12 protein-coding genes and 3 pseudogenes are annotated in these 12,765 nt (G+C 67.0%); 9 read left to right on the forward strand and 6 right to left on the reverse strand.

Annotated elements, in window-relative coordinates; genetic code table 11:
* From FMEAI12_RS20570 to FMEAI12_RS20590, 5 genes and pseudogenes are all read right to left on the reverse strand, one after another.
* Window positions 1-128, reverse strand: a pseudogene (locus tag FMEAI12_RS20570) (aldo/keto reductase); the annotation flags it as partial.
* Between the two features lie 41 nt (window positions 129-169).
* Window positions 170-311, reverse strand: a pseudogene (locus FMEAI12_RS20575) (short-chain dehydrogenase); the annotation flags it as partial.
* A 25-nt stretch (window positions 312-336) separates the two neighbouring features.
* The gene (locus tag FMEAI12_RS20580) at window positions 337-1,335 is read right to left on the reverse strand and encodes an alpha/beta hydrolase (RefSeq protein WP_112107469.1); all 999 of its coding nucleotides are present in this window, start codon (window positions 1,333-1,335) and stop codon (window positions 337-339) included.
* A gap of 154 nt (window positions 1,336-1,489) precedes the next feature.
* Entirely contained in the window at window positions 1,490-1,984 is a 495-nt protein-coding gene (locus tag FMEAI12_RS20585; protein WP_112107471.1) for a VOC family protein, read from the reverse strand.
* Window positions 1,978-3,012 carry a zinc-binding dehydrogenase gene (locus tag FMEAI12_RS20590; RefSeq protein WP_112107473.1) on the reverse strand — a complete coding sequence of 345 codons (1,035 nt, stop codon included), beginning with the start codon at window positions 3,010-3,012 and terminating at the stop codon, window positions 1,978-1,980. Before FMEAI12_RS20590 ends, FMEAI12_RS20585 begins: the two co-directional genes overlap by 7 nt.
* Before the next feature lie 84 nt (window positions 3,013-3,096).
* On the opposite strand from FMEAI12_RS20590, the gene FMEAI12_RS20595 reads away from it, so the two are divergent.
* Window positions 3,097-3,924 carry a TetR/AcrR family transcriptional regulator gene (locus FMEAI12_RS20595; RefSeq protein ID WP_112107475.1) on the forward strand — a complete coding sequence of 276 codons (828 nt, stop codon included), beginning with the start codon at window positions 3,097-3,099 and terminating at the stop codon, window positions 3,922-3,924.
* A gap of 429 nt (window positions 3,925-4,353) precedes the next feature.
* Here FMEAI12_RS20595 and FMEAI12_RS40050 read toward each other — a convergent pair whose 3' ends face one another.
* On the reverse strand, window positions 4,354-4,680 hold the full coding sequence (locus FMEAI12_RS40050; protein WP_200835348.1) for an alpha/beta hydrolase: 327 nt from the start codon (window positions 4,678-4,680) through the stop codon (window positions 4,354-4,356).
* A gap of 681 nt (window positions 4,681-5,361) precedes the next feature.
* Between FMEAI12_RS40050 and FMEAI12_RS20605 the strand changes: the two genes are divergently transcribed.
* The 8 genes and pseudogenes from FMEAI12_RS20605 (at window position 5,362) to FMEAI12_RS20640 (ending at window position 12,707) form a co-directional block, all read left to right on the forward strand.
* On the forward strand, window positions 5,362-6,075 hold the full coding sequence (locus tag FMEAI12_RS20605; RefSeq protein WP_112107525.1) for a helix-turn-helix domain-containing protein: 714 nt from the start codon (window positions 5,362-5,364) through the stop codon (window positions 6,073-6,075).
* Between the two features lie 574 nt (window positions 6,076-6,649).
* Window positions 6,650-7,936 (forward strand): amidohydrolase family protein, encoded by a 1,287-nt coding sequence (locus tag FMEAI12_RS20610; protein ID WP_112107477.1) that lies wholly within the window; start codon window positions 6,650-6,652, stop codon window positions 7,934-7,936.
* Window positions 7,937-8,057: 121 nt separating this feature from the next.
* Window positions 8,058-8,316 (forward strand): annotated as a pseudogene (locus FMEAI12_RS20615) (CoA transferase); the annotation flags it as partial.
* A gap of 169 nt (window positions 8,317-8,485) precedes the next feature.
* Window positions 8,486-8,695, forward strand: coding sequence for a ferredoxin (locus FMEAI12_RS20620; protein ID WP_041256562.1), 210 nt, complete (start codon window positions 8,486-8,488; stop codon window positions 8,693-8,695).
* A 26-nt stretch (window positions 8,696-8,721) separates the two neighbouring features.
* Window positions 8,722-9,480 (forward strand): SDR family oxidoreductase, encoded by a 759-nt coding sequence (locus FMEAI12_RS20625; RefSeq protein ID WP_235014240.1) that lies wholly within the window; start codon window positions 8,722-8,724, stop codon window positions 9,478-9,480.
* Window positions 9,477-10,733, forward strand: a complete 1,257-nt coding sequence (locus FMEAI12_RS20630) for a cytochrome P450 (protein WP_112107479.1) — start codon at window positions 9,477-9,479, stop codon at window positions 10,731-10,733. Before FMEAI12_RS20625 ends, FMEAI12_RS20630 begins: the two co-directional genes overlap by 4 nt.
* A gap of 12 nt (window positions 10,734-10,745) precedes the next feature.
* Window positions 10,746-11,180 (forward strand): nitroreductase family deazaflavin-dependent oxidoreductase, encoded by a 435-nt coding sequence (locus FMEAI12_RS20635; protein WP_112107482.1) that lies wholly within the window; start codon window positions 10,746-10,748, stop codon window positions 11,178-11,180.
* Between the two features lie 75 nt (window positions 11,181-11,255).
* On the forward strand, window positions 11,256-12,707 hold the full coding sequence (locus FMEAI12_RS20640) for an aldehyde dehydrogenase family protein (RefSeq protein WP_112107484.1): 1,452 nt from the start codon (window positions 11,256-11,258) through the stop codon (window positions 12,705-12,707).
* The last annotated feature ends 58 nt before the right edge of the window (window positions 12,708-12,765 follow it).

Genomic DNA, 12,765 nt, shown 5'->3' on the forward strand with positions numbered 1-12,765 from the left:
TCCAGCGCGCGGTTGATGATCCGGACGTTGTCGTCGGGATCGGTGCTTCCCAGCCGGCCGAAGTTCATCGTGCCCAGGCACTGGGTGCTTACCTCGACACCGGTTGTTCCGAATCTGCGATATCTCATGAGTCTCCTTCAACCCTGGCGACGGCCGGCTGCGCCGCCCCCTGCTTGCTCCACATGTAGTCGGCCTTGCCGTGCTCAACCGCCCACTTCGCCGCCTCGTCGAAGTCGATGATGGCGAGGTACTCCTTGAGTAGCAGCAAGGTTGGCCTCCCAGCCCAGGCCCGCCGCGGAGCAGATGAACCCGGTTCGCGCGGCAGACTGGACGACCTCAGGTCGACGATGTGACAGCGGTGGTCGCGGGTAGCGCACGGACCCATCGCGCCAGGCGGTCCCAGAGCTGGTGGCGGGTGCCCGCGGTGTTGTGGCAGTGTCCGGACCTCGGGAGCCGGAACAGCGTGATGTCGTCGGAGGAACTGTAGGCACGGGCTTCGTCGTGATGGTTCGGGGTGGAGTCACGCTCACCCAGGCCGATGAAGACCGGGCAGCGGACCCGTCCGGCATGGTCCGAGGTGATGAACGGGACGATCGACAGCGGCCCAGTCACGCCCGGAAGATGGGTACTCGTGAGGTCGTCGGCGGCGATGACGTCCGCGGGGACGTCCTCCCAGTAGAAATGGCGGCGGATGACGGGATTGGCCCGGTCGGACTTGAACGGCTCGTCGTAGGCGCCGGCCCGAGCCGGGACCATGATGGACTCGAGGCTGGGTATACGGGTGCGGTCGTCTCCGGCCAGATAGGCGGCGAAGGGCGCGACCGTGCCGTAGCCGAGTGGGGCGATGGCATCGAAGCTGCCGTGCAGCGACTGCTGGAAGACGGCGAGCATAGCCCCCATCGAGTGACCAACACCGATGACCGGTCCGACGTCGACCGGCCCCAGGCCGGGCAGGAGCAAGCCCTTCTCCGCGCGTTCCACCAGGTCGGAGAGCGCCGCGTTGTTCGCCGCGGCGACGACGTCGGGAGTGAGCTCGGCGGCCCGCGGATACCGGGAACTCTCGCCGGTGGCGAGGTGGTCGACAGCGATGACGAGCATGCCCTGAGCCGCCAGATGCTCGGCGAAGCTATAGCCGGTGCGGCCGGGGACGTCCAGATGCCAGTACGCCTTCGTGTAGCTACCACCCGGGAGGCAGAACAGCAGCGGCACCGGGCCCGCCAGCGGCGTCGGGGGCGGGAAGACCCACGTCGCGATGTGGTGCGGGCCGTCGATCGGCACACGGCCGGTCACGTCGACGATGACGGTGGGCGGGGCGGTGGCGACCGGCGTGCTCATTGGGCGCACCCCGCGTTCCCGACTCCCGTGTGTTCGTTTCCTAACATCAGCGAACCTCCTCAAGAACTGCTGCCCTTGCTCGATAACGGACCCTGATCCGCGTGTGAGAACATCCGCGCCGATGCCACCCACCGGCTGCTGCGACACGCTGATCTCAGCGACCGAAGAGTTCTGCCACGCGTTCCTGCCCCCCATCGAACTGATGGAGCTGGATCAGCGTCCCGTCCGGATCGAGAACGAAGAAAAGTCTTGATTTCCCCGTGTCGGTCACCGGCCCGATGACGGGAACGGACAGCTTGACCAGCTCGTCGTAGGCGGCGTCGATGTCGGCCACCGTCAGAGCTATCTTCGGGCGACCATAGGGCGCGGGGTAGAGCATGTCGGCCGGTTCCAGGGCCTGCCCGGTCGGATTGGGGCCGCCGGTCGGATGGGGACTGAACAGCTCGAGCATCATCGCGTCGATCCCGATGCCGACGCGTCCCCATGCCTTTCCCCGTACTTCGAAAAGGACCTGGAATCCAAGCACACCGGTGTAGAAAGCCACTGAACAGTCGAGGTCTGCCACCGTCATCCCGACGTGCGAGAAACATCGGATCTCCGGCATTCGTTCCTCCCCATCGGCGGTTTCCGGGACGGCGGTGTTCAGCACAGGCGCAGGGCGACCCGGATCGAATCGTGGCCCGGTGTCCTTCGTGACAGGAGGGCGAACGCCTCCTCGAAACGTTCGAGGGGGAAGGTGTCGCCGAGCAGGTCGGCGGTCGGTACCCGGCCGGCGTTGATGAGCTCGACCGCTCCTTCCGTGTCGAGGCCCGCGCCGGGGTGGAGGGTGATCCGTCGGGTGGGGATCCAGTCGCTGTGGAAGCCCTTGAGCGGGCCGTCCTTCATCCCGGCGACGACGACATGCCCACCCTTGTGCACAAGATCCATGGCCAGGTTCACCGTCACTGGGTTTCCCGCCGCGGCGTCGATCACCACGTCCGCCATCCGGCCGTCGGTGATCTCGCGTACCCGTTCGACCGGGTCCTCGTTGTCGACGTCGACGGTGTGGTCGGCACCGACACGCAGCGCCCAGTCGAGGCGGAATCTGTCGCTCGCCGTCCCGGTCACGATCACCGTGGCGGCTCCGGCCGCGCGGGCAGCGACGATGGTGGCCATGCCCATGTGGCCGGGACCTTCGATGATCACGACATCGTCCTGCCGCACCGGCGCCACCCAGGTCACCGCGCAGCTCAGTGGCTCGAAGACCGTGAGCTCCTCGGCCGGGAGTTCGTCACGCAGGCGATACACCTGGGAACCGGGCAGCAGTTCGAGGTGCTCCGCGAATCCGCCGTGCAGGCCGGAGCCCTCGTCCACGGAGAAGTCGTGCCCGTAGATGCGGTAACCGGCGGGGGTCACCACGATGTCGCGGACGGCGACCCGGTCACCTTCCCCGACGCCCCACGCGGCGGCCGCCGCGGCGTCGATCTTCTCCACCCGGCCCACGATCTCGTGACCGGCGATGGACGGGAACGCACCGCCCCAGGACGTGTGCACATGACCCCGGAAATGATCGATATCGCTGTGGCAGAGGCCGGTCGCCTCCACCCGAAGGACAGCTCCGCCCGGCCGGGGATCGGGCACCGGCAGATCACGTTCCTCCCAGGTCTCGTCGCCGTTGAAAACGATGGCCCGGCTCATGGGAGAACCTCCACGCCCTCTGATGCGTACGCCGTTCGCCTTTCAGTCGATGAAGTATGCGAACAGTGCACGCATTCTGTCAAGGTGGTGTTGGATGGCCTGGTGAAGCGGCGATCATCTGTGGAGACCACCCTGCGGTCCGACTCGCCTGGGTCCAGGGCCGTACTTCCGGCGGATCCGCCGGATCCCGCGTCCTCGGGCGAACCGGTCGCGCCCGGATCGGTGCGCTGGTGGGTGGATCGCGCGGCGGTCGAGGCCCGGCGCAAGCCCCGCGCCGGGGGCCTGTCCACCGCGCGCATCATCGACACCGCGCTGGAGATCCTCCGGGAGGGCGGACTGGACGCGCTCTCCGTGCGGGCCGTCGCCGTGCGGCTCGGCACCAGCGCCGGATCCCTCTACCGGCACATCGCCAGCCGCGAGGAACTCGTCGCGCTGATCGCCGACCACGTCATGGGCGACATCCGCCTCGACCGCACCGGCCGGGGATGGCGCGCCGACGTCGAGGCGCTCCTGCGCGAGATGCGACGGGTCTTCCTCGAACAACCCCTCCCCCCGTCCGCGACCAGAGGGGAGGCGTACGGGCCGAACATGCTCCGCGTGGTCGACGCCGCCCTCGGACTCTTCCTGGAGGCCGGACTGACCAACGAGCAGGCCGCCTACGCCACCTCGACCACACTGAAATTCGTCGCCGCCGCCACCAGCATCCAGCGCAGTGCCGCCAGCCAGGCGACGGGCCGAAAAGCCGGAGGCGCCGACTTCGGCCAGCTTCTCGACGCGCTGCCCGCCAGCCAGTTCACCGCCCTACGCGTGGCCGGACCGATCTACGCGGACATCTCCGCCGACGATGTCTTCACCCAAGGCATGGCGATTCTCCTCGACGGCGTGGCCAGCCGACGCCCCGACAGGTGGTGAGCGTCGCGTCGGTCATCGCGAACGGCCGCCGGTCAGCGTCCAGGACGGTGCCCGAGACCATCGTCGCGGCCAGCAGCGTCGGGTGCACCGGTCCGACGCCCACGACGCCCACGACGCCCACGCGATCATCAACGCCGCGAGGCCCCCGCGTAACATCGGCACCGACAGCTTCCCCGCCCATCAGGCCGGCTGGCTGACCAACCAGTCCGAAACGGAAGCTGTCGCATTGCCGCGCGAGAGGGCGAGCAGCTGCGCCGAATGTGCTCGACAACGCCTGTCGACCTGTTGTAGATGGGATACGGATCGTCACAGCTGGTTTTCCGCAATGCCGTCGCCGTCAGACGGTGTCTGAACCCCTTCAGTACCGCCCCGACCTGCTACGGGGCTTCCTGGCCGGAACCGGCCTACAACTCGAACCACCATAGCCGGTCACCTCACGAGTACAACATCAGTAAAGCCACCCATCGAGTGGCCGACCAGCACGTCACCGGGTTCGCTCACTTCAACGACCGCGTCGCGGTAGCGGGCGAGAGTGGCGTCCTCGTCGACGCGCTTACCGTGGCCGGGAAGATCGATAGCTAGTGCGGTGTGACCGCGCTTCTCGAGAGCTGCACCGGCTGAACCGTGCGATCGCCCTCGACCACACCGCCACCGCCGACCGGCCCGCCATCCTCGAGCAGGCGGCGGGCATCCTCGCCAGCGGCGACGAATTCGCCCACGGCGCCCGGCCCGGCCCGGCGCCGACGCGAGTGGCAATCCGCAGCTGCGGATTGCGGACCCAGCTGAGCGGGACGGGCGAGTGTGGCGTCATCATCGGTCTGCTCGGGTTGTTCACGCCGCCTCCCCTGCCGCCGCCCGGCACCACCGTGGCCGTCTGTGGCGTGGGGAATAGACCGCGACGGTGGGGCCGAAATGGTCACCCAGTCGCCAATGCGACGCACCCAGCTGGCGATGATTTGCCGCATCCCACCGGCGGTCATTGGTCCGGATGAAGGGCGTGAAGCCGGTCACTGGCGGTGGACGTCAAGGCCGTTGGACACCGGCGAGCCCATCGACCGGGCGGCGTGGATCGTTCGACAGGACGGCACTCGGTCGCGCCGATCGGCCGGATCCTCAAGGAAGTCGATCTCGAACGGCGGCGGTCCACGACTGTCGCGACCCTCCCGCTGACCAGGGCTTTGCCGCCAAGGTTCGCGCCCTCTACCTGCTCCCAGCCGCGGGCGCGACGCCGCTCAACCTGATCGCCGCGGCGGATGTCGTGCCCGGCCAGATTTTCCTGCAAGATCACCTTAAGGAGCGACGCGGCACTACTATCCGCCCATGGCGGTCCCAGTGGGTTCTTCCCCGACCTCGCCCATCGCGGCCAGTCTGCGGCAGCAGGGTGTCGACGCATCGGCGGTGCGAGCTGGCACGTACGCCCTGGGGGTCGGCCGCGAAGTGGTCAGCGGTTGGCATTCGCACGAGGTTCACCAGCTGGAGTACGCGTTCGAAGGCATCGTCCACGTCGAGACGGCGACGGCGCGCTATCTCCTCCCACCCCAGCAGGCCGTCTGGATCCCAGCCGGGATGGTTCACTCCAGCACGATGACCAACGTCAAGGCCGTCGGGGTCTTCTTCGACCCTGCGATGGGCCTGCCGGTGGGCGACCGGGTCCGCATCCTCGCCGCCGCACCGGTGATCCGGGAGATGATCTTGCACGCCAAGCGGTGGCCGATCAGCCGGACAGTGCAGGACCCGATGGCCGACACCTTCTTCGAAGCCCTCGCCCACCTCGTCGTCGAATGGCTCGACCGCGAGACCCCGCTGTGCCTGCCAACCAGCCGCGACCCGCTCGTGGCCGCGGCCATGGATTACACCAACGAGCACCTGGCCGAGGTGTCCCTGCCCAAGGTGTGCGCGGCTATCGGGGCGTCGGAGCGCTCGCTGCGCCGGGCGTTCGCCGCCGCGACCGGCATGTCCTGGCGCCGGTACCACCTCGAGAGCCGCCTACTGAAAGCCATGGTCCTGCTCGCGCAGGACGGCCAGAACCAGAACGTCACCGCTATCGCCATTGCCGTCGGCTTCCAGAGCGTGAGCGCCTTCACGCGGGCGTTCGGCCAGTACGCGGGAGAGACGCCAACCGCCTACCGCCAGCGCGTCTGCGCCGAATGAGGCCGTTCGCCGGTGGGTTACGCCGGGCGGTGCACCGCGAACAATGCGGCGCTCGGGACGCTGCCGACTACGTATCCGGCATGGCGACGAGCTTCCTGGTGAGCATCCCGCGGTGTCCGATACGGCACTTCTCCTTCTTCTCGACTGCCCGGTTGGAAAGGTCGTTCACGCCATCCGCCGCCAGCACTGTGCCGCCGGGTCCGGGCGTTGCCGGGCAGGATGGGCTGGCCGGTGTCCAACGGCCTTGACATCCACCGCCAGCGACCGGCTTCATGCCCTTCATCCGGACCAATGACCGCCGGTGGGATACGGCAAATCATCGCCAGCCGAGTGCATCGGATTGGCTACTAGGGAATTAGACCGCGACGGTGGGGCCGGAATAGTCAACGACTTGGCCGAACGCGCAAAGACGGCCAGGGTCGGGCCGTCGATGATGAGCCCACAGGACGCTGCCGACGGTCCCAGACGGGCAAGGATGGCGCTCGCACCGGAGCTGATGACTACCGGTGTGGACCATCGAGCCGTCTGAGCTGAACGTCGGGATCATCATGGCGGCGGCGGTAGCGGAGGCGGCGTGAACAAGGACGACTTAATCCTGATCAGCGTGGACGACCATGTGATCGAGCCACCTGACATGTTCGACGGCTTCATCCCGGCCAAGTACGCCGATCGGGCCCCCCGGCTCGTCTCGGACGAGCTGAGCGACAAGTGGGTGTTCGGCGAAGGCGAGGCCCGCAGCTCGGAGCTGAACGCGGTGGCCGGCCGCCCGCCTGAGGAGTATGGCGTGGAGCCGACGCGGCTCGAGGAACTGCGGCGGGGCTGCTACGACGTGCATGAGCGAGTCAAAGATATGAGCGTCAACGGCGTGCTCGCCTCGCTGAACTTCCCGTCGATGGCCCGCTTCTGCGGCCCGTTCTTCGCCAGCCGAGTCGACCAGGACCCCGGCCTTGCCCTCGCCGTCCTGAAGGCCTACAACGACTGGCACCTCGACGCCTGGTGCGGCTCCTACCGCGACCGGTTCATCCCCTACTCGATCCCGCCCATCTGGGCCCCCCAGCTGATGGCCGCCGAGATCCGCCGGACCGCGGCCAAGGGCTCGCACGCGGTCAGATTCTCGATGAACCCCTACGCTCTCGGCCTGCCGTCACTGCACAGCGACCACTGGGACCCGTTCTGGGCGGCGTGTCAGGAGACCGAGACGGTCGTGTGCGTGCACATCGGGTCGGGCGGTATCGGTGTGGTCACCGCACCCGACGCCCCGATGAACGTCGAGATCACCTGCGCGGCCATCAAGACCTTCCCGACGGCGACCGATCTCGTGTGGTCACCGATCTTCCAGAAGTTCAAGAATCTGAAGGTGGCATTGTCGGAGGGCGGCATCGGCTGGATCCCGTACTTCCTCGATCGGGTGGATTACACCTACAAGCAGCACAAGGCATGGACCCGCCCCAACCTCGGCGGCCGGCTACCGAGCGAAGTCTTCCTCGACCACGTCGTCACCTGCTTCATCGTCGACGACTTCGGCCTGGCCAACCTCGACCGGATGAACGAGGACATGATCACCTGGGAATGCGACTACCCCCACTCCGACAGCACCTGGCCGCGCTCCCCCGAGGTGGTGGCGGAGGCTGTGGCCGGGCTGACCGACACGCAGGTCGACAAAGTCACCCACCTGAATGCCATGCGGGTGTTCTCGTTCGACCCGTTCGCCCTCCGGCCGCGCGAGCAGTGCACGACTGGCGCGTTGCGGCGGGAAGTTGCAGGCCACGACATCTCGATCCTCTCCCGCGGCACTCGGAACTGGAAGGCGGTCACAGTGGGGCAGTTCGCCCACTCGCACCAGCCGACCAGCACGGCGTGAGCGCGGCGCCACTCGCCGGGGTGCGGGTGCTCGAGGTGGCCTCGCACGTTTTCGTCCCGTTGTCGGGGGCCGTGCTCGCCGAGTGGGGAACCCTTGATACTCCCGTATCGCACCGCCGACCATGGCGACCGACCCCCGCTTCCTCGACATCGACGCCCGCCGCCGCAACGCCCAGGCATGCAAAGTTCGAGGGTGAGTGGGCACCGAGCCGCAACGGCCACTCCCTCTCGCTGGCGACCGCACCCGTGCAGTTCGACCAGCAGCCCAGCCAGCCGGCCCGCACCCCCGAGCACGGCGAACACACCGAGACCGTGCTCCTCGAACTCGGCCTCACCTGGGACGAAATCGACGAACTCAAAGCCAGCAAGGCCATCCTGTAAACGGGCGCGGCAGTCACATCTAAAGGCAGTTGGGATTTGCCGGGCGAGGCAAGGAATTGGTCGAATACGCAAAGATCGCGCTAAGCTCAACCGGAAGGATTCGTTGATGCTGGGTGCTGTAAGGATATCGGGCGATGGCGTCGAACCGCCCCGGCGAGTGGGGATTGAGATGAGCGACACCTGGACGGTCACCGTAGATCGGGAGCGGTGTATGGGTAGCGGTATCTGCCTCGTCTATGCGGCCGGCACGTTTGGCCATGACGAGGAAGCCAAGGCGATCGTGATCGACTCGGCCGCCGATCCGATTGACGTGATTCGCGTTGCGGCAGAAGGGTGCCCGACCGCCGCAATCCAGCTCGCGCCAAACGATGGGATGTGACGGTGTTACTCGAAAGGAAGAGCGCGGTGATCACTGGCGCCGGGTCGGGCGTCGGCCGCGCCTCAGCCCTGCGGTTCGCCAAAGAGGGTGCGCTCGTCGTCTGCACTGACATTCGGCTCCAGTGGGCGAAGGAGACCGTGCGCCAGATCGAGGCTGCTGGCGGCGTCGCCATCCCGCAGGAATGCGACGTGGCATCTGAACAGGACGTCGCCGCGACGGTCGCCGCGGCCGTCGAGCGGTTCGGCCGGCTCGACATCATGTTCAACAATGCCGGCATTCCAGCGCCCCGCCGCGGCAAGACGATCGAGGACCACACTATCGAGGAGTTCGAGCGCATCACGTCGGTCAACCTCCGCGGGGTGTTCCTCGGCTGCAAGTACGCGGTGGCGCAGTTCAAGAAGCAAGGCGACGGCGGCGTCATTCTCAACACCGGGTCGGTAGCCGGGTTGGTCGGCCTGGGCGACACGATATACGGAGCGACGAAGGGTGGCGTGCACCAGCTGACCCGCGGCGTCGCCATCGAATGCGCACCCTTCGGCATCCGAGTCAACGCGATCTGCCCCTCCGGCATGCCGTACACCACCAATTTCACGGCGGCAGGCGGAACAGAGGTTCCGCCCGACGCCCTTGAGCAGTACGCCGAGCGGGTCGGGTCAATCCATCCGCTGGGCAAGCCGATCAGGACGGAGGACTGCGCCGAGGCGGCGGTGTACCTGGTGTCGGACCGGGCGGCGAATATCACAGGTGTGTTGTTACCGGTCGACGGAGGTTACGTAGCGAGATGACCAGACCAGATAGCATTGGGTTGCTTGACCGGGCGCGTTTGCGCGAGGTTTTCGATCTCCGCAATGAGGCGAACCTCGGCACGGTCGCGGGCTATGAGGAAGACCCGTACCCGAGGTGGCACGAGCTTCGGGAGCTGGCAGCGGTACATCCTGGAACGTTGCACGAGTTGACGGGTTTCAGCGGCCCGGTGTTGTTTCAAGGGTTGCCGTTCGAGGACCGGCCGCACTTCACCGCGTTCACGTTCGCGGCGTGTGACGAGGCGTTGAAGAACCAGGAGGTTTTTGCTTCGTCGTCGGTAGCGGTCGATCTCGAGGGCGGTCGGCTCGCTCCGCTGAACAGCATATTCTCCATGGCCGGTGCCCAGCACCGCCGTTACCGGAGGCTGGTGCAGTCGTCGTTCGTGCCACCGCGGATGGCCTGGTGGACCGAGAAGTGGATCGAAACGACGGTACACGCATTGATCGACTGGTTCGCCGGCGACGGCTCTGCGGACCTGAACGTCGATTTCTCGGCAGCGGTCCCGGTACTGACGATCACGGGCAGCTTCGGGGTGGCGGTCGAGCAGGCGATCGCGATCCGGGAGGCTTTGAGCAGCCCGGAGCGGCTCGTACCGCTGCTGGCGCCGATCATCGCCGCCCGCCGCGAGACTCGCGAGGACGATCTCATCAGCGTCCTGGTCGACGCCGAGGTGCAGGACGACGACGGGAACCCTCACCGCCTGTCGGATGCCGAGATCTATTCGTTCGCGGTGTTGCTCCTCATGGCGGGATCGGGCACGACATGGCGACAGATGGGGATTGTACTGACCGCGTTGTTACAGCGCCCGGAAATCCTCGACGCGGTACGCCGGGACCGGCAGCTGCTGCGTAACGCGATCGACGAGTCGTTGCGGTGGATGCCAACCAATCCCATGTTCTCCCGGTTCCTGACCAAGGATGTTGAATTCCACGGCGCGCATCTCCCGAAGGGCGCGGTGTTGCACCTCGCGCTGGGTGCCGGTAGCCGGGATCCCCGCCGCTGGGAACGGCCCGACGAGTTCGACGTGACCCGCCCACCGAAGCCGTCGCTGGGGTTCGGCGGGGGACCCCACGTGTGTCTGGGGATGCATGTCGCCCGGGCCGAGATGTACACGGGCATCAGCGCCCTGCTCGACCGGCTGCCGAACCTTCGGCTCGATCCCGACGCCGACCCTCCCCGCATCATCGGCATGTACCACCGCGGCCCGACAGCGATCCCCGTGCTGTTCGGTTGAGAGGAGCGACCCGTGGCTGAGAGCGACTTCCAACTACCTGACCGGACCCTGCTCGGCGCGGAACACGTCCGCCGTTACCGGGAGACCGACGGCGAGGTCGGCTACCTCTGGAACACCGTCCCGATATTGCTGCTCACCACGACCGGCCGGCGCACCGGCAAGGCACGTACCACGCCGCTCATCTTCGGGCGCGACGGCGACGACTACCTCGTCATCGCCTCCACCGGCGGCTCACCCCGGCACCCAGCCTGGTACCTGAACCTCACCGCAAATCCTCGAGCCGAGATCCAGGTCCGAGCCGACCACATCGTGGTGACCACCCGCACCGCAACCGAGGAGGAAAAGCCATGGTTATGGAGGATCATGGCCGACATCTGGCCTAACTACAACGTCTACCAGCGACGTACCGAGCGAGTGATCCCCGTCGTCGTACTCACCCCTGCCTAGATGGGCACGGCGGGCAAACCCGCCGGACGGAAGGAGCAGGCAGCAGTGGCTGACAGACCTCAGTTCGAGTCGAGGATGTTCATCGACGGCAAGCTCGTCGAGGCCGCGACCGGCAAGACGTTCGACAACGTCAACCCGGCGACCGAGGAGGTGCTCGGCCAGGTCACCGATGCCTCCGCCACTGACATGCACCGCGCCATCGACGCCGCCCGCCGGGCCTTCGACGAGACCGACTGGCCGACGAACCGCGCGTTGCGCAAGCTCTGCCTCTCCCAGCTACAGAAGGCGCTCGAGTCGGAACGCGAGCAGTTCCGCGAGGAGCTGATCGCAGAGGTCGGCTGCCCGCGGACGATCACCAACGGCGAACAGCTCGACGCGCCGCTGGCGAACGCGCTGCGCCACCCGACCAAGCTCATCGACACCTACCCCTGGGAGACCGACCTCGGTAACACGGTCGACGAGCGAAGCGGAAGGCTGACATCGCGGAGGATCTGGCGCGAGCCGACCGGCGTCGTCGGGGCCATCGTGCCCTGGAACTTCCCGCTCCAGATCGCACTGCACGCACTCGGCCAGGCGCTGGCCACCGGCAACACGGTCGTGCTCAAGCCTGCGCCGGACACCCCGTTCCACGCCACCCGCCTCGGCCGCCTCATCGCCGAACACACCGACTTCCCGCCTGGAGTCGTCAACGTCGTCACGGCGTCGGACCACCTCGTCGGCGAGGAACTGACCCTCTCCCCCAAAGTCGACCTGATCGCCTTCACCGGGTCGACCGCCGTCGGAAAACGGATCATGGAGAAGGGTGCGGCCACCCTCAAACGACTGTTCCTGGAGCTGGGCGGCAAATCGGCGACGATCGTGCTCGACGACGCCGACCTGCAGACCGCCACGAGGATGGGCATCGCCGCATGCGTCCACGCCGGCCAAGGCTGTGCCATCCCGACCCGGATGCTGCTCCCCCGCTCCCGCTACGACGAGGGCGTAGCCCTGCTCGAGGCCATGTACGCGGGCGTCAAGGTCGGTGATCCCCAGCAGGGGGATACCGTCACCGGCCCGGTCATCTCGACAAAACAGCGTGAGCGGGTGCTCGGCTACATCCGCAAGGGCATCGATGAGGGAGCCAAACTTCTCGTCGGCGGCACCGAGCGGCCCGAAGGGCTCGACAAGGGGTACTTCGTCAAACCGACGCTGTTCGTCGACGTCGACAACTCCATGACCATCGCCCAGGAAGAAATCTTCGGGCCCGTCCTGGCGGTGATCCCGTTCGAGGACGACGAGGACGCGATCAGGATCGCCAACGACAGCTCCTACGGCTTGTCCGGCGCGGTGATGTCGGGATCGCTGGAACGGGCGCTGGCGGTGACCCGACGTATCCGGACGGGCACCGTCCACGTCAATGGCGGCCTGGCGTCCGGCCCGGACATGCCCTTCGGCGGCTACAAGGCCAGCGGCATCGGCAGGCACAAAGGACATGCGGGCTTCGACCAGTACCTCGAGACCAAGTCCACAGCTTGGCCGGCGAGCTGACGCGCTCATCGCTTGGCAGACCTACATCTCAGGCAAGGGCACAACCACCTGGCCTTCC

It is taken from the genome of Parafrankia sp. Ea1.12, from assembly GCF_900465275.1.
Lineage (GTDB): Bacteria > Actinomycetota > Actinomycetes > Frankiales > Frankiaceae > Parafrankia > Parafrankia soli.